This window comes from Ruegeria sp. CDSA221 (genome assembly GCF_059611825.1).
On record NZ_JBXWPK010000002.1, the window covers coordinates 355,405 to 370,863 of the forward strand.

Consider the following 15,459-nt stretch of genomic DNA (forward strand, 5'->3'; position numbering starts at 1 on the left):
CCATGGCGCAAGGGTTTTCACTGAAGGATCAGTTGTTTAATGCAGAAAAGACCGGCTATCTGGCTGGGCTTTTTGCCGAGGCTGATCCAGGGTTCGATGCACAGGCGTTTCAAACGCAGGTGATGTCACGCCTTCTCGAGCTTGAGTTGAAAGAGCGGATGGCGTGGATCGCCGAATGCCTGCAGCAACAGGTTCCGGGTGAGCTGCCAACTGTCGCTCCGACCCTTTTACGGGCCTTGCCGCCGCCGCTGGATCCGAACAAAACGGATGACGATTTTGGCGATTTCATCTTTGCCCCGCTGGGAGAATGGGTCGTCAATGTCGGCCTTGATCACCCCGACCTCGCGCTAGACGTGCTGGCTGAACTGACGCAGAGGTTCTCGATGGAATGGGCCATTCGCGCCTTTCTAAATCACCACCCCGAACACGTCATGGAGCGGCTGGAGGATTGGTGCGGACATGACAGCTATCACGTGCGGCGTCTGGTGTCCGAAGGAACCCGCCCGCGTTTGCCATGGGGGCAGGCGGTGGGGCTGGAATTGACCGATCCGCTGCCTCTGCTGGATCGGCTGCATCAGGACCAAACGCGCTATGTGACGCGGTCGGTGGCCAACCATCTGAACGACATCTCCAAAAAAGACCCGGATCTGGTACTGGACCGCCTGCAGGGCTGGTCTCGTTCACAGCGTCAAGACGCGGACGAGCTGCGGTGGATGACCTCTCATACCCTGCGCGGTCTGGTTAAGGCCGGGCACCCGCGCGCGATGAAGATGCTGGGATATGACCCTGATGCCGATATACAGGTCTCGGTCACGGTAAATGGGCAGGCAAAGATTGGCGGCGCGCTTGAGTTTGATGTTTCATTGGCTGGTGAGGCGAACCAACCCGTTTTGATTGATTATATCATCCATTTCCAACGACCTGGCGGCAAAAAATCGGCCAAAGTTCACAAGCTGAAACAGGCCGCGCTAAGGAATGGAAACCTGACCTTGAGCAAAAAGCACAAGCTCAAAGGCGATGCGACCACGTTCAGGCTTGTTCCCGGCGCACATCTTCTGGAGATTCAGGTGAATGGCCGGGTGCGCGCGGATCTGGATTTTGAGCTGCTGGGCTAGCTCAACCTTTCGTCAGATTGCTCGGCTTTTGATTGCACGGTGCGCGGTGCTGGGTTAGCTCAACATCAGTCAGATCAGGGGATGACAGCGATGAAGCATGAATCGGTGCAGAACTATTATGGCGAGGTCCTGCAAAGCAGCGCGGACCTGCAGACCAACGCGTGTTGTACGCCCGACGATATGCCGGATCATCTGAAAAAGATCCTCGCCAAGGTCCATGATGACGTGCTGACCCGCTATTACGGCTGCGGGCTGATCGCGCCGCTGGATCTGGAAGGGATGAGCATCCTTGATCTGGGCTGTGGTGCCGGTCGGGATGTATACGCCCTGTCTGCCATGGTGGGCGAGAGAGGGCGAGTGGTCGGCGTGGATATGACGCCCGAGCAGTTGGATATAGCCCGCGCGCATCAGGAATATCACGCCGAAACCTTTGGGTATGCCCAAAGCAACGTGGAATTCCATCACGGCTACATCGAAAAGCTGGATGAACTGGACTTAAAGGCGGGGTCTTTCGATATCATCGTTTCGAACTGTGTGATCAACCTGGCCACTGATAAGGAGGCCGTTCTGCGCGGCGCGCATCGCCTGCTTAAGGACGGCGGAGAGATGTATTTCTCGGACGTTTATGCGGATCGTCGCGTACCGCAGGCAATGGCCGAGGATGAGGTTCTGTATGGCGAGTGTCTGTCCGGTGCGCTGTACTGGAATGACTTTCTGTCGATGTCTCGCAAAGCCGGTTTCGGCGACCCGCGTCGAGTCACGCACCGCTCCTTGACCATCGAAAACCCGGTTCTTGAGGACCGCGTGGCACCGCTCAAATTCCTGTCAGCCACCTATCGTCTGTTCAAGTTACCTGCGTTGGAACCCGCCTGCGAAGATTATGGTCAGGCCGTGATCTATAAGGGCACTGTGCCCAATGCGGCGCACATATTTGAGCTGGATGACCACCACGCAATCGCGACGGGTAAGGTGTTTCCGGTGTGCGGCAACACATGGATGATGCTCAAAGACACGCGGTTTGCGCGGCACTTTGAGTTCATCGGTGATTTCTCAACCCATTACGGCATCTTCGAAGGCTGCGGTGGTGAAAGCCCATTTGAGGCGACCGGGCAGGCCGAAACGGGCGGCTGCTGCTGATCTCTTGCACCCAAAGGGAGGGGTTGCTATCCCCGCCCAAGCCCGATTGATTTGATCGGGTAAGGCTACGGGGTCCATCGGTGACAGTAAACGCAACTCCTCCGCGTCTGGAAATTCGCAATCTGGTCGCCCGGTACGAAGGTCGGGTGGTGGTTGATGACGTCTCGCTGACCGTGCAGGCGGGGCAGGTGACATGCCTGTTGGGGCCGTCAGGGTGCGGCAAGTCGACGACGCTGCGGATGATTGCCGGTGTCGAGATGCAAGAGACAGGCCAGATCTATGTCGATGGCAGGCTGATCTGCGATACGGTGTTCCGTGTCCCGCCTGAGCGGCGCGAGATTGGCCTGATGTTTCAGGACTTTGCCCTGTTCCCGCATCTTAGCGTAGCTGACAATGTTGCCTTTGGCCTGAAGGGTAGCAAAGATGAAAAACGCGCACGCGTGGATGAGTTGCTGGCCAAAGTCGACCTGATGCGGTTCGCAGACAGCTTTCCACATCACTTGTCGGGCGGTGAGCAACAGCGGGTGGCTCTGGCGCGCGCCTTGGCCCCACGCCCCCGGATCATGTTGATGGATGAGCCGTTTTCGGGGCTCGATAACCGGTTACGCGATGGAATTCGGGACGAAACTCTGGCGATCCTCAAGGAAGAGGACGCCGCTGTGCTGTTGGTTACCCATGAACCCGAAGAAGCAATGCGTATGGCCGATGAGATCGCCCTGATGCGCCGTGGCAGAATCGTTCAACAGGGTGCGCCTTACAACGTCTACACCCGTCCTGCGGACAAAGCTGCAGTTGCATTCTTTAGCGATATAAATGTGTTAGGCGCGCAAGTTAACGGAGCATTGGCCGATACCCCATTTGGTCAGTTTCTTGCTCCGGGTGTGCCGGATGGGACGAATGTTGAGATTGTATTTCGGCCTCAGCACGTCCGTCTGGATTTTGATCGCAATGGCAAAGGTCCACTGCCGACACCGACGGACGGGGTAGCCGCGCGTGGTGTGGTCGAACGGGCGCGTTTTCTGGGCAACGAAAGCTTGATTGAATTCCGTATGGACTATGATGATTCAATCTTGAAAGCGACCGTTCCCAACGTGTTTGTCCCGCAAGCGGGGCGGGTCATGTGGCTTACCATTCGCCGCGATCGGTGCTTTGTATTCCCCAAATAGGGTCTAAAACTGCAGTTTAGGCGCAAGTGGTGCGTGAAAGCCTCAGATTGCACCTGCGGGTTGCTTGCCGCAGTGCGGGGCTGGGTCTATCAAGGAAAAAACGCTGCGGTGGATGGGGCATATGCGTATTCTTCTAACCAATGATGACGGTATCAATGCGCCGGGACTTATCGCGCTCGAGGCGATTGCTGCCGATCTGGCCGGACCGGGCGGTGAAGTCTGGGTCGTTGCGCCCGCTTTCGAGCAATCCGGCGTGGGGCATTGCATCAGCTACACGCACCCGATGATGGTTGCCAAGCTGGGAGAACGCCGTTTTGCTGCGGAAGGATCACCAGCTGATTGTGTCTTGGCCGGTTTGCACGATGTGATGAAGGACGCGCCACCCGACCTGGTATTATCTGGTGTGAATCGTGGGAACAACTCGGCCGAGAATACGCTGTATTCTGGCACAGTCGGGGGCGCGATGGAGGCGGCCCTGCAGGGGGTTCCGGCTATTGCCCTGTCTCAATATTTCGGTCCGCGCAATTTGGGGCTGGATGACCCGTTCGAATCCGCGACCCGATTTGGTGCCGAACTGGTTCGTAAGATACTGGGCGCGACGCCGGCAGAACAATGCGATTACCGTTTGTTTTACAACGTCAATTTCCCCCCAGTGCCTGCGGATGAAGTATTGGGCACCCGGATCGCCCCTCAGGGTTATCGGCGTGACACACATTTCTCGGTCGAGCCGCACAGCTCACCTTCGGGGCGGCGGTTTCTGTGGATCAAGGGCGGGTATCAACACAACCCGACTGCACCTGGGACGGATGCTGCCGTCAATCTGGCAGGCTATATCTCGGTCACACCAATGCGTGCGGATCTGACGGCGCATGACGCGCTGGAAGCGTTAAAGTCGATCGAATGAGCGGACTGGACCCTGAAACAACCATGCAGTTCCTGTTTGCCCTGCGCTCGCGCGGGGTGACGGATGCACGCGTGCTGGCAGCCATGGAGCAGATAGATCGCGGCAGATTTGTCAAAGGCCTGTTTGCAGAACGCGCCTATGAGGATACGCCGCTGCCGATTGCGTGCGGCCAGACGATCAGCCAACCGTCTGTCGTTGGGCTGATGACGCAGGCGCTGGAAGTACGTCCGCGTGATACCGTGCTCGAGATCGGGACGGGATCGGGCTATCAGGCCGCGATCCTGTCGAAACTGGCACGCCGGGTATACACGGTCGAGCGTCATAAGCGACTTGTGCGCGAAACCGGCCAGTTGTTCCGTGATTTGGAGCTGACGAATGTGACGGCAATGTTGTCGGATGGTTCGTTTGGTTTGCCCGAGCAAGCCCCGTTTGATCGTATCATCGTGACTGCAGCTGCCGAGGACCCTCCCGGGCCGCTCTTGGCGCAGCTCAAAATCGGCGGTATCATGGTTTTGCCGGTGGGGCAGTCGGATACGGTCCAGACGTTGATCAGGGTCCGGCGCACCGAATCCGGTTTGGACTATGACGAATTGTTGCCTGTCCGTTTTGTGCCCTTGTTAGAAGGGCTTGGGAAGGATGGAGCTTAAAGGAATATTCTGCAAAATGCGCCGGAACCCCGATGAACAGGGGCAGGTGTCGAGGACAATAAAATGAGAGCAGTTTCCAAATCAGCAATGCGCCGCTGTGCGTTAGGAGTGGCTAGCCTTGCAATCCTGGCTGGGTGCGAAGGGCCGCTGGACTATGATCTTCGCGGACAGGTAGGCGGTTTTTCCACCGCCGAAGCAGCACAGTCGGCGACGACCAACCGGCCCGCTCCGGATGCCAGGGGTGTCATCACATATCCGACCTATCAAGTGGCGATTGCTCGCCGCGGTGACACTGTCAGAGACTTGGCCGCAAGGGTTGGTTTGCCTGAAGGAGAGCTGGCGCGTTTCAATGGTCTAATGCCTACAGATACCCTGCGCGAGGGCGAAGTTGTGGCACTGCCCCAGACGGTCGGTTCCGCAAGCTCTGTCGATATAGCGACGATAGCTGGTACGGCAATCGACGAGGTCCCCGCAAATGGCTCGGTCCGTACATCAACGCTTGAGCCCGCAAAACCTGCGGCGGCACCGGCACCAACCGGTCCCGAACCGATCCGCCACAAGGTGAAACGTGGTGAAACGGCATTTACAATTTCACGCCTCTATGACGTTCCCGTTGAGGCGCTGTCAGACTGGAATGGATTGGATTCCGATTTTACCGTCCGCGAAGGCCAGTTCCTTCTGATCCCGGTGAAAAGCCAATCCGCACCGCGCAAAGCTGCTGTGCCTGCAACGAATGTGACACAGCCCGGCCAGGGGTCTCCGACACCGACGCCGCCCAGTGCTACGCAGCCCTTGCCTGACGAAACCATTTCCCCGGCCACTCCGGCACCTGATGTGACCGCCGAGGCACCAACAAACCAAAGCAATTCGGCGCTTGGGCTTCCTGTGAACGGTACGATTATCCGCACCTATCAAAAGGGAAAGAACGAGGGGATCGACATCGCAGCGGCCGCAGGATCGCCTGTAATGGCGGCAGAGGCGGGAACTGTTGCGGCGATCACTGCTGATGCAGATCAGGTTCCGATCATCGTTGTTAAACACAACAGTGATCTGCTGACCGTCTATGCCAATGTGGCAGATATCACGGTCAAGAAAGGGGATCGCGTGCGACGAGGGCAGAAGATTGCCTCGCTGCGGAGCGGGGACAACGCCTATGTCCATTTCGAAGTGCGCAAAGGCTTCGAATCTGTAGATCCAGAGCCCTATCTGAAATGATAAGAATGGCCCCGTCAGGGCCATGCCGCTGGCAGGGATAATCCCAACCCGATGACGGCAGGGTTAAGCGTATGGGTCGTAATCGCTCAGACGCTTTCCCGGCTCGTCTGCAAAAATCTCGGGCAGGGGAAGGACGGTTTCGATCAGGTCAATTCGGAAGACCCGGAAACCATCGCGGAGTTCACACCAGGAAGTCAGCGTCCAGACTCGTCCCCAATACTCCATATGCAATGGCCGAATGGTGCGCTCGGTCAGCACGCCGTCGATCCTGCGGTAACTCAGACGTAATTTTTGTCGTGATTTGATGGCGGCGCGGATCGGGGCCATATGCGCCAGCCCGCGTGCGGCATCGGCAAAGGGGTATACCGCAAATTTCCAGCTGTCAGCCTCGGCAATCACCTGGGTCGGCAGCACGGCGTCGATCTTTTCAGCCAAAGACTCGGCGGCGGTTTTCAAGTCGGGGTCGGCGGCCTCGGCCACGATTGCCATGCCAAGGTTCAGCGCTTCCAGTTCGGCCGGGGTCAAATTCAGCGGGGGCAGGGTGATCTGCTCACGCACCATATAACCCACGCCGCGCTCACCTTCGACCGGAACGCCCGAGGCGGCCAACGTATCCATGTCGCGATAGATCGTGCGGACCGACACCTCGAGCCGATCCGCAATGTCCTGCGCACGGTGCAGTTTGCCGTCGCGCAGGATCTGGATGATGTCGAACAGGCGGTCAGTGCGGCGCATGACACGCCGTTCTGACCGCGATCAGGCGGTCATGTTCCATAGCACGTTCTCGTGGCGCATCTGCATGCCTTCGGGGTTGATCGCGGCGATCAGTGCGGGCGCAAAACCCTGCTGCGGGAACTGCGCAGCTGCGTCCTGTGCGGCCTTCATATCGGTCCAGATCACGTAGTCAGTCCAGCGCCCGTCTTCGCCTTGACTGAGTTGACGATGGGCAAACCCCGGAGCTGCGCGTACAAAGGCTTCGGACGCTTGGCTGAGTTTTACAAACTCTTCCGGGGTTGTCCCGTTGGCGAGGGTGAAGGTGACGATTTCTGCAACATGGGTCATGTGAATCTCCGTTGACCAGGTTTCGATACCGCCTACCTAGCCCCTACCAACTGACACAAACCTGTCAGTTGATCAATCCGAGGCCGTAAAAAACATCGGATCGGATCAAATTTGAACGCAGATTTGAACCAACTCACTTTTGCAGGCGGGCCAGCGGGCGTAGACACGGACCCAGATCACATTTCCGGCGTACGGCGCCGACGTTAAAGGAGAAGAGAGATGCTCAACAATATTGGCCTTCCCGGCATTCTGCTGATCGCAGTTGTGGTTCTGGTGCTATTCGGCCGTGGCAAAATCAGCTCGTTGATGGGCGAAGTGGGCAAAGGCATTACGTCATTCAAGAAGGGCGTCAAAGAAGGCGCAGAGGAACTGGATCAGGACGCATCCGAGCTGGCCAAGGACGTCACGCCCGAGACCGACAAAGACAAGGTCTGATCCGGTATGTTTGATCTGGGCTGGACCGAGCTTCTGGTCATCGGCGTCGTTGCCCTGATCGTTGTGGGGCCAAAGGATCTGCCGGTTTTGTTCCGTAATGTCGGTCGTTTTGTCGGCAAGGCCCGTGGCATGGCGCGCGAATTCAGCAGTGCCATGAACGATGCGGCGGATCAGGCCGGTGTGAATGACATCAAAAAAGGTCTCAACGCGGCCACCAACCCTGTAGGCAGCGCCATGGATGGTGTGAAAGAAGCCGCGCAGGACCTGGCCAAAAGTATCGACCCCACCAAGTTTGACCCCGATAGCGAGACCGGTAAGCTGGCCGCCGAACGGGCCGAACAGGCCAAGAAAATCCAGGCCTCGACCGCACGCGCTGCGGCCGAGCGGAAGGCGAAAGAAGCCGCCGACGCGCTGGCCAAGGCTGAAGAGGCCGAAGCCGCGCTGAAAACCGAAGGCAAATCATGACCGACACAGACGAGATCGAAGACAGCTCGGCCCCATTGATCGAGCATCTGGCGGAACTGCGCACGCGGTTGATCCGCGCGGTCATTGCCTTTGTAATTGGCATTGTCCTGGCCTTTACGGTCGCGGAACCTATCCTGCAATTCCTGGTCCAACCAATCGAGGCAACGCTGCGCGATCTGGGCGATCCGTCTCCGACTTTGCAATATACCTCGCCACAGGAATATCTGTTTACGCTGTTCCGAATTTCGATGGTCTTTGGCTTCGCGCTGGCCTTCCCGGTGATTTCCTATCAGCTGTGGCGCTTTGTGGCACCTGGTCTGTACCGGTCTGAGAAGGGCGCTTTCCTGCCATTCCTGGTCGCCTCGCCGTTCATGTTCCTGCTGGGGGCATCTTTTGCACAATTCGTGGTAACGCCGCTGGCCATGCAGTTCTTTTTGGGCTTTGCGGATGTCAGTTCGATTTTTGCCAATCTGTTGTCGGCGACTACCGGAGATGTTCCGGAAGAGATCGTGGTTGTGCCCGAAACCACCGAGGGCGTGAAGATCACGTTCTTCGGCAAGGTGAATGAATCGCTGGATATCACGCTGAAATTCATCCTTGCCTTTGGTCTGTGTTTCCAACTGCCTGTGCTGCTGACCTTGATGGGTAAGGCCGGACTTGTCAGCGCCGAGGGTTTGGGCAGTGTCCGAAAATACGCCATGGTAGGTATTCTGGTGCTTGCTGCCCTTGTGACACCGCCAGACGTGATCACTCAGATCATCCTGTTTGTAGTGGTCTATGGCCTCTATGAGGTGTCGATCTTCCTTGTCGCCCGTGTCGAGAGAAAGCGCGAGGCCGAACTGCGCGCAGAAGGATACTATGACGACGAAGAAGAGGCGGATGCCGATTTCATCCACGAAGAAGACGGCAAATAAAGCTGCGATCAAGCAATGAACAGGCGCGCCCAGCCCGGCGCGCCTTTTTCATGCGCCGCTCTTGTCGCGCCGGGCGGAACATGGTTTGAGACCCTGCAGACACGACCGGAGGCCCCAATGGATGACCAAGCTCTGAACCGTATTGCCGACGCGCTGGATCGCATGGCCCCGGCGCCTCTGGCCGCGCCCGATTTTGCCGCAGCTCCGGCTTTTGTCTGGCATGTCGAACCCGACCGCCTGGAACCGGTTAAGCAGGTCAATCGGGTCGATTTGGATCTCTTGGTGGGTATCAACCGGTCTCGCGATACACTATTGGACAATACACGCCGCTTTGCCGCTGGATTTAAGGCCAACAATGCTCTGCTCTGGGGCGCGCGTGGTATGGGCAAATCCAGCCTTGTCAAAGCGGTCCACGGCACCCTGCAGAACGAACATCCTGATCTGAAACTGGTTGAGCTGCAGCGCGAGGATATGGGCTCGGTCGCGCGTCTGCTGAACCATCTACGTGCAGCGCCGCATCGGTTCATCCTGTACTGTGATGACCTGTCCTTCAGCCACGATGATCAGCACTACAAATCGCTCAAGGCAGTGCTGGACGGTGGCATCGAAGGTCGCCCGGAAAATGTGGTCTTCTACGCCACCTCAAACCGCCGCCACCTGATGCCGCGGGATATGATCGAAAATGAACGTTCCAGCGCCATCAACCCGTCTGAGGCCGTAGAAGAGAAGGTCTCACTGTCGGACCGGTTCGGGCTATGGCTGGGTTTCCATCCTTGCGATCAGGACGAATACCTTGCCATGATCGACCGCTATTGTGCTTCTTACGGCGTCTCGGTCGACGCAAACACCCTGCGCGCCGAAGCGATCGAATGGCAGGCCACACGTGGTGCGCGCTCGGGCCGTGTGGCATGGCAATTCTTCGTCGATCTGGCCGGAAGAAACGGTGTTCATATCGCGTAATCCGCCGGCTTCATCTGGCTAAAAATACCTCCGCCGGAGGCATGGCCCAATGGGCCATTCCTATAACAGAGCCAGAATACGCGCCGCTTCATCTGCGGTGCTGGTCAATGCCTCCCGATCCTCACCAGGATGAAACCGGGCACGCACGGCAGTTGGCATGGCAGCCGGTTCCACGATGCTCACACGCGGCCCGGTGCGCTCAGTTTCCAGCGCCCAGCTACGGGCCAGAGCCATCTGCGCCGCCTTGGTGGCACCGTAGATGCCGTAGAATTTCTCGCCCGCCTTCGGATCATCGAAAAACACCGCATGGCCGGCCTCACCCAGCAAAGGCGCAACATAGGGGATCAGGACCGACGTGGCGGTTGCGTTGGTGTTGATGGCTTTGGTCCATTCCTTGGGGTCAATGAAATGGGTCGGCGTCAGGGCCGAAGTGTGAACCGCAGTATGCAGCCAAAGGTCCACCTTGCCCCAGCGATCATGGATGCCACGACACAGTGTCGCCATTGCATTCGGATCGGCGATATCCATCGGAGCCAGGGTGGCTGAACCGCCCTTTGCTTTGATGCGGTCGTCCAGTTCTTCCAACCCGCCGGTGGTGCGGGCGACAGCGACGATGTGGTACTCTGGTGCCAGCGCCTCGGCCAAGGCAGCGCCCAGCCCGCGTGAGGCCCCGGTGATGAGGGCGATTTTAGTCTGATCGGTCATGACTGCGGTTTGAACCCAAGCGCGCAGCGCGTCAAGACAGGATTAGCTGCCCGGGATCGCTATGCGCGTCGTCTGACCGCTTTGTCGCAGCATGATGCCCTCGGCATCAATGGCCACAATAGTACCTGAAGACACACGGCTGCCCAGCTTGACCTCTTTGACCCGGCCAGAAGACATCCGCATCAGCGCGCGCATATCGGTTTTTGGCCCAAACACCCCAAGCAGGGTGACAGAGTTTTTGCTAAGCGCGCCCTGTTGCGTGGCCGCGCTTGTGACGGTTTTGTTTGACATAGAGTGCGGCTGCGGCACACGGCCCCAACCCCTTTTGATGAGTGGTTGGAGGCGGACTATCAAACGCAACAAGGGAACAAAAGGTCCGGTGAATTGTCCGTTCCGTCACTTTCAAAAGGCAGTCGGTGAACCCATTGCGATTGCATTTCCTTCGCCAAAAAGTTGTGCGCGGAAACTAAGCGAATTTACACCGATGCAGGTCGGAAACCGCCCGGCTTGAACCGGGCAGAGAGCTACCGATTCGCCGGGAACTTATCCCGAAGCCAGCTTGGCCGCGTTCCAGGATCCGCCGGGCACCTGCATGTCTTCACGTTTCTTACTAACGCGTGAACTGCTCTCGAGCGTATCCAGATAGTCTTTGCTGACGCTTCCGGTGATGTATTTTCCGTCAAAACACGAACAGTCGAACGCTTCGATTTCTGGATTTCCTTCCTTGGCGGCCCAGATCAGATCGTCCAGATGCTGATAGATCAGGGCGTCTGCACCCAGCTCTTGCCGGATTTCCTCGACCTCTTTGCCATGGGCAATCAGCTCATGTTTGGTGGGCATGTCGATGCCATAGACATTCGGGTATTTCACCGGCGGTGAGGCACTGGCAATGTAGACCTTCTTGGCTCCAGCCTCGCGGCACATTTGCACAATCTTCTTGATCGTGTTCCCGCGGACGATGGAATCGTCGATCAACAGAACATTGTGGCCGTCAAACTCCAGCGGAACCGCATTCAGTTTGCGGCGCACGGATTTCTGACGTTCGGCCTGACCGGGCATGATGAACGTTCGTCCGACATAGCGGTTCTTTACCAGTCCTTCGCGATAGGGAATGCCGGTGATCTTGGCCGCCTCAAGCGCGACCGGGCGGGCGCTGTCTGGGACCGGGATGATCCGATCAATCTCAAGCCCTGATTCCTGGATCTGTTTGGCCAGCGTCTGCCCCATACGCATCTGCGTTTTATAGACAGAGACACCGTCCAACAGAGAATCCGGACGTGCCAGATAGACATATTCAAAGATGCAGGGTGTCAGCTTGCCTTCGACCGCCTGGAATTCGTGCATATTGCCGTCCAGGTCGATCAGGATCGCTTCGCCAGGGCGCAGGTCGCGCATCTTGTTGAAGCCGTTGATGCCAAAGGCCACATCTTCCGAGGCAAACGCAAAGTCGTCGCCACCGCTTTCGGTTTCGCGGATGGCCACCGAGAGCGGGCGAATTCCGTGCGGGTCGCGGAAAGCCAGCATTCCGACACCTGCAATCAGGCAGATCACCGAATAGGCGCCCTGTACCCGTTCCATCGTCATCTTCACACCGGCAAAGATATTGCGAATGGGCTCGGCGTTGCCATTGACCTTGATTGCGTCAGCGACCTTGTCCGCCAGAACGTTCAGCAGAATTTCCGAATCTGACGTTGTGCGCAGGTGGCGGCTGTATTTTCCGGTGACCTTCTCACGCTGTGCGGCAGTGTTGGTGATATTGCCGTTATGAACCAGGTAGATGCCATACGGGGCATTCACGAAGAACGGCTGCGCCTCGGCCGCACTGAGCGACCCGGCAGTCGGATAGCGCACATGGCCAATGCCGACCTTTCCAAGCAGGGTATCGGCGTCCTGAGCGTTAAACACGTCCTTGACCAGCCCGTTGGCTTTCTTTTCGCGGAAGAACTCTCCGGTATAAGTGACGATACCCGATGCATCCTGACCCCGGTGCTGCAGCATCAGAAGCCCGTCATAGATTTCCGCAAACACATCATGTGTTCTGCTTGCGATCCCCAAAATCCCACACATGTTCGGGCTCCAAATTACTATGACGATTTAAGTTGTGGCGGTGTTCGGAACATCAGCATGGCGGTGTCTTTGCCTGATACTTCCCATAGATCTTGGGATGCAGACGCGCCCTGGTCGCAAGCGGCAGGCGCGAAAGAAAACAGATACAGCAAGATCGGCAGCTCCGATTCCATGTCAGTTCGGACTTCACATAAAGCCTTACGGAGGCTGTGTCATCAAAGGATCACATTTGCGATTTGACGCAGGTGGAATTTGCCACAATGGCCGAACAAAAGGTGACAGGTTTCGCAGCTTGTGCTGTCATAGAGGAAACAATCCGAAACAATAGTTTCTTCAAGCCAAGCGGATTTCAGACATGTGGCAAAACAATCAAGGTCAGAAAAAGCAAGAACCGGTAAAACGCCGGTGCCACCGATGCCGTGGAATGGGGCGCGCACCCTGTCAGATTTGCGGAGGCGCAGGTGAAGTGATCAAAAGTCGGGACATTTTTGGCAAGCCCGTCATGTCCCGTTGCGAGGGGTGCTTTGGTCTGAAAAACATCAGATGCACTGTTTGCGCCGGAGAAGGGTTTGTCTAAGCCGAATTGAAAAAGCCCGGCTTTGACCGGGCTTTTGCTTTATTCCGCTGCAGGTGCTTCAGGGGCGGCAGGTGCGTCGGATGGATCGGCGCTTTCACCACAGCTGGCTACCAGTTCTTCATATTGGGATGTTACCCACCCCAGCGCGGCTTCGGGGTTTTGCTCTTCGATTTTGTCGCTGAATTGTTCGAACACTTTGGCTGACCGGCTTTCATCGACGATGGTGTAGGATTGGCCCGTCATGACTGTGTCATAGACGAAGAAGGCAATCGCCACCAAAAGGATGCCGCGCGCGATTCCAAAGAAAAACCCAAGTGCCTGATCCAAGCCGCCCAGTGCAGACCGTTGCACAAGAGATGAGAACAGTGGGGTAAATATACTAACCACGATCAGGGCAATGGCAAATACGCCAGCGAACCCGGTGATAACCGACAATTCACAACTGTCGCGCAGGAAATCTCCGACAACGGGGATTTCTTTGACCAGTGGAACGGCCTGTGGTGCGAAAATGAATGCCAAAACTGCCGCTGCAACCCATCCCGCGATCGCGAGAATTTCCCGCAACAGGCCACGGGAATAGGCCAGCAGACCCGATATAACGATGATCAGGGCAACTACCCCGTCAATTATTGTAAAACCTTCCATGGCCCTCGCCCGTAATTTTTTCTGCCCCTCAAGGCGTTACCTTAACCTGCTCCGAAGGTTTCGCCAACAAACCCTACCAAATCAGAGGGCCGGGTGAGTGTCAGACCTGCCACAGTACCGGTTTTCCCGCCTGCCGGAGCTATGGCGGATGTGAAACCAAGTTTTTGGGCTTCTTTCAACCTGTTTTCTGTCTGAGGGGCCGGTCTAAGTGCCCCGGACAACGAGATTTCTCCGAAAACGACGGTGTCCGTTGGCAGGGCTGTGTCCTCGCGCGCGCTGAGTAGCGCGGCAGCAACGGCAAGGTCCGCGGCTGGCTCGGTGATTTTAAGCCCGCCTGCGACGTTGAGATAGACATCAAGCCCGGCAAAGGGGATGCCGCAGCGGGCTTCGAGCACGGCAAGGATCATTGCCAGCCGTCCGCTGTCCCAGCCGACGACGGTTCGGCGAGGCTGAGAGTGGGGGGATGGGGCAACCAGCGCCTGAAGCTCGACCAGAACCGGCCGTGTCCCTTCGATACCAGCAAATACGGCCGATCCGGGGCTGGGCTTGCCGCGTTCAGATAGAAACAGGGCCGACGGGTTTGTGACTTGTGCCAGACCTTTGCCTGTCATCTCGAACACGCCAATCTCATCGGCTGGACCAAACCGGTTCTTGACCGCGCGCAGAATGCGGAACTGATGCCCGCGTTCGCCTTCGAAATAAAGAACGGTATCGACCATGTGTTCAACCACGCGGGGGCCAGCGATCTGGCCATCTTTGGTGACATGGCCAACCATGATGATTGAAACTCCGTGTCGTTTCGCAAACGTGGTCAATTCATGTGCTGCGGCGCGGACTTGTGACACTGAACCCGGTGCGCTGTCGACGTTGTCGGCCCACATGGTTTGAATTGAGTCGATGATTGCGAGACCGGGTTTCTCGGCTTCCAACGTGGTGAGGATGTTACGCAGGTTGGTTTCGGCGGCCAGTTGCACAGGCGCATCTTCAAGCCCTAACCGGCGCGCGCGCATCCTAACCTGCGCGCTGGCTTCCTCGCCCGAGACGTAAATGGTTTTCACACCTGCACGCGAGAACCGGGCCGCGGCCTGCAGCAAAAGGGTGGATTTGCCGATGCCCGGATCGCCACCTACCAGCAAGGCCGAGGCGGGGACGAGTCCGCCTCCCAGCACGCGATCCAGCTCCTCGACCCCGCAGAGCGTGCGGGGAGGGGGAGTTTCCTCGGTCGACAGGTCCGTGAGTGTGATGGACTGGCCACGCTTGCCGCCGAGGGATTTTTTGGCCGGGCCAGCCGAAAGGGGGACGTCTTGCGAGATGGAATTCCATTCACCGCAGCCGTCGCAGCGCCCGGACCATCGTGAATGAGTGGCACCGCAGGCCGAGCATGAAAAAGTTGTCTTTGCCATGGCGCCCTTGGTGCCCGAGGAATGGCGGTTCTTCAAGCCCTC

17 protein-coding genes are annotated in these 15,459 nt (G+C 57.5%); 10 read left to right on the top strand and 7 right to left on the bottom strand.

Going from position 1 to position 15,459, the window contains the following annotated elements:
* The first annotated feature begins 2 nt into the window (after positions 1-2).
* The 6 genes from AC2FJ5_RS04170 (at position 3) to AC2FJ5_RS04195 (ending at position 6,184) form a co-directional block, all read left to right on the top strand.
* The gene (locus AC2FJ5_RS04170; RefSeq protein WP_496792552.1) at positions 3-1,115 is read left to right on the top strand and encodes a YhaZ family DNA alkylation repair protein; all 1,113 of its coding nucleotides are present in this window, start codon (positions 3-5) and stop codon (positions 1,113-1,115) included.
* Between the two features lie 90 nt (positions 1,116-1,205).
* Positions 1,206-2,252 carry a methyltransferase domain-containing protein gene (locus AC2FJ5_RS04175; RefSeq protein ID WP_496792554.1) on the top strand — a complete coding sequence of 349 codons (1,047 nt, stop codon included), beginning with the start codon at positions 1,206-1,208 and terminating at the stop codon, positions 2,250-2,252.
* An 80-nt stretch (positions 2,253-2,332) separates the two neighbouring features.
* Positions 2,333-3,418 carry an ABC transporter ATP-binding protein gene (locus tag AC2FJ5_RS04180; protein ID WP_496792555.1) on the top strand — a complete coding sequence of 362 codons (1,086 nt, stop codon included), beginning with the start codon at positions 2,333-2,335 and terminating at the stop codon, positions 3,416-3,418.
* Between the two features lie 121 nt (positions 3,419-3,539).
* On the top strand, positions 3,540-4,322 hold the full coding sequence (surE, locus tag AC2FJ5_RS04185; RefSeq protein ID WP_496792556.1) for a 5'/3'-nucleotidase SurE: 783 nt from the start codon (positions 3,540-3,542) through the stop codon (positions 4,320-4,322).
* Positions 4,319-4,969, top strand: coding sequence for a protein-L-isoaspartate(D-aspartate) O-methyltransferase (locus AC2FJ5_RS04190; protein WP_496792557.1), 651 nt, complete (start codon positions 4,319-4,321; stop codon positions 4,967-4,969). Before surE ends, AC2FJ5_RS04190 begins: the two co-directional genes overlap by 4 nt.
* A gap of 63 nt (positions 4,970-5,032) precedes the next feature.
* Positions 5,033-6,184 carry a peptidoglycan DD-metalloendopeptidase family protein gene (locus AC2FJ5_RS04195; RefSeq protein WP_496712948.1) on the top strand — a complete coding sequence of 384 codons (1,152 nt, stop codon included), beginning with the start codon at positions 5,033-5,035 and terminating at the stop codon, positions 6,182-6,184.
* A 63-nt stretch (positions 6,185-6,247) separates the two neighbouring features.
* Here AC2FJ5_RS04195 and AC2FJ5_RS04200 read toward each other — a convergent pair whose 3' ends face one another.
* Both AC2FJ5_RS04200 and AC2FJ5_RS04205 read right to left on the bottom strand, forming a co-directional pair.
* Entirely contained in the window at positions 6,248-6,919 is a 672-nt protein-coding gene (locus AC2FJ5_RS04200; protein ID WP_496693449.1) for a helix-turn-helix transcriptional regulator, read from the bottom strand.
* Positions 6,920-6,940: 21 nt separating this feature from the next.
* Positions 6,941-7,246: a hypothetical protein gene (locus AC2FJ5_RS04205; protein ID WP_142633465.1), complete on the bottom strand. Its 306-nt coding sequence runs from the start codon at positions 7,244-7,246 to the stop codon at positions 6,941-6,943.
* A 219-nt stretch (positions 7,247-7,465) separates the two neighbouring features.
* On the opposite strand from AC2FJ5_RS04205, the gene AC2FJ5_RS04210 reads away from it, so the two are divergent.
* The 4 genes from AC2FJ5_RS04210 to AC2FJ5_RS04225 all read left to right on the top strand — a co-directional run bounded on the left by AC2FJ5_RS04210 (position 7,466) and on the right by AC2FJ5_RS04225 (position 10,020).
* Positions 7,466-7,681: a twin-arginine translocase TatA/TatE family subunit gene (locus AC2FJ5_RS04210; RefSeq protein ID WP_142633467.1), complete on the top strand. Its 216-nt coding sequence runs from the start codon at positions 7,466-7,468 to the stop codon at positions 7,679-7,681.
* Between the two features lie 6 nt (positions 7,682-7,687).
* Positions 7,688-8,146: a Sec-independent protein translocase protein TatB gene (tatB, locus tag AC2FJ5_RS04215; RefSeq protein ID WP_281971998.1), complete on the top strand. Its 459-nt coding sequence runs from the start codon at positions 7,688-7,690 to the stop codon at positions 8,144-8,146.
* Positions 8,143-9,060 (top strand): twin-arginine translocase subunit TatC, encoded by a 918-nt coding sequence (gene tatC, locus AC2FJ5_RS04220; RefSeq protein ID WP_496792559.1) that lies wholly within the window; start codon positions 8,143-8,145, stop codon positions 9,058-9,060. Before tatB ends, tatC begins: the two co-directional genes overlap by 4 nt.
* A gap of 117 nt (positions 9,061-9,177) precedes the next feature.
* A complete protein-coding gene (locus tag AC2FJ5_RS04225; protein ID WP_281972000.1) occupies positions 9,178-10,020 on the top strand; it encodes an ATP-binding protein in 843 nt (280 codons plus the stop codon).
* A gap of 60 nt (positions 10,021-10,080) precedes the next feature.
* Here AC2FJ5_RS04225 and AC2FJ5_RS04230 read toward each other — a convergent pair whose 3' ends face one another.
* The 5 genes from AC2FJ5_RS04230 to radA all read right to left on the bottom strand — a co-directional run bounded on the left by AC2FJ5_RS04230 (position 10,081) and on the right by radA (position 15,417).
* The gene (locus tag AC2FJ5_RS04230; protein WP_496688285.1) at positions 10,081-10,725 is read right to left on the bottom strand and encodes an SDR family NAD(P)-dependent oxidoreductase; all 645 of its coding nucleotides are present in this window, start codon (positions 10,723-10,725) and stop codon (positions 10,081-10,083) included.
* A gap of 42 nt (positions 10,726-10,767) precedes the next feature.
* Positions 10,768-11,016 carry a hypothetical protein gene (locus AC2FJ5_RS04235; protein WP_496792560.1) on the bottom strand — a complete coding sequence of 83 codons (249 nt, stop codon included), beginning with the start codon at positions 11,014-11,016 and terminating at the stop codon, positions 10,768-10,770.
* Between the two features lie 252 nt (positions 11,017-11,268).
* Positions 11,269-12,792, bottom strand: a complete 1,524-nt coding sequence (gene purF, locus AC2FJ5_RS04240; RefSeq protein ID WP_281994533.1) for an amidophosphoribosyltransferase — start codon at positions 12,790-12,792, stop codon at positions 11,269-11,271.
* 616 nt (positions 12,793-13,408) lie between these two features.
* A complete protein-coding gene (locus AC2FJ5_RS04245; protein ID WP_142633482.1) occupies positions 13,409-14,014 on the bottom strand; it encodes a CvpA family protein in 606 nt (201 codons plus the stop codon).
* Between the two features lie 41 nt (positions 14,015-14,055).
* Complete coding sequence (gene radA, locus AC2FJ5_RS04250) at positions 14,056-15,417, bottom strand: DNA repair protein RadA (protein WP_496706041.1); 1,362 nt, start codon at positions 15,415-15,417, stop codon at positions 14,056-14,058.
* Positions 15,418-15,459: the final 42 nt, after the last annotated feature.

Coding starts and splice junctions, on each gene's coding strand:
- AC2FJ5_RS04175 (WP_496792554.1), top strand. CDS start 1,206: ATGAAGCATGAATCGGTGCAGAACTATTATGGCGAGGTCCTGCAAAGC.
- AC2FJ5_RS04205 (WP_142633465.1), bottom strand. CDS start 7,246: ATGACCCATGTTGCAGAAATCGTCACCTTCACCCTCGCCAACGGGACA.
- AC2FJ5_RS04170 (WP_496792552.1), top strand. CDS start 3: ATGGCGCAAGGGTTTTCACTGAAGGATCAGTTGTTTAATGCAGAAAAG.
- AC2FJ5_RS04200 (WP_496693449.1), bottom strand. CDS start 6,919: ATGCGCCGCACTGACCGCCTGTTCGACATCATCCAGATCCTGCGCGAC.
- AC2FJ5_RS04210 (WP_142633467.1), top strand. CDS start 7,466: ATGCTCAACAATATTGGCCTTCCCGGCATTCTGCTGATCGCAGTTGTG.
- AC2FJ5_RS04225 (WP_281972000.1), top strand. CDS start 9,178: ATGGATGACCAAGCTCTGAACCGTATTGCCGACGCGCTGGATCGCATG.
- tatC (WP_496792559.1), top strand. CDS start 8,143: ATGACCGACACAGACGAGATCGAAGACAGCTCGGCCCCATTGATCGAG.
- AC2FJ5_RS04245 (WP_142633482.1), bottom strand. CDS start 14,014: ATGGAAGGTTTTACAATAATTGACGGGGTAGTTGCCCTGATCATCGTT.
- tatB (WP_281971998.1), top strand. CDS start 7,688: ATGTTTGATCTGGGCTGGACCGAGCTTCTGGTCATCGGCGTCGTTGCC.
- AC2FJ5_RS04190 (WP_496792557.1), top strand. CDS start 4,319: ATGAGCGGACTGGACCCTGAAACAACCATGCAGTTCCTGTTTGCCCTG.
- purF (WP_281994533.1), bottom strand. CDS start 12,792: ATGTGTGGGATTTTGGGGATCGCAAGCAGAACACATGATGTGTTTGCG.
- radA (WP_496706041.1), bottom strand. CDS start 15,417: ATGGCAAAGACAACTTTTTCATGCTCGGCCTGCGGTGCCACTCATTCA.
- AC2FJ5_RS04195 (WP_496712948.1), top strand. CDS start 5,033: ATGAGAGCAGTTTCCAAATCAGCAATGCGCCGCTGTGCGTTAGGAGTG.
- surE (WP_496792556.1), top strand. CDS start 3,540: ATGCGTATTCTTCTAACCAATGATGACGGTATCAATGCGCCGGGACTT.
- AC2FJ5_RS04235 (WP_496792560.1), bottom strand. CDS start 11,016: ATGTCAAACAAAACCGTCACAAGCGCGGCCACGCAACAGGGCGCGCTT.
- AC2FJ5_RS04230 (WP_496688285.1), bottom strand. CDS start 10,725: ATGACCGATCAGACTAAAATCGCCCTCATCACCGGGGCCTCACGCGGG.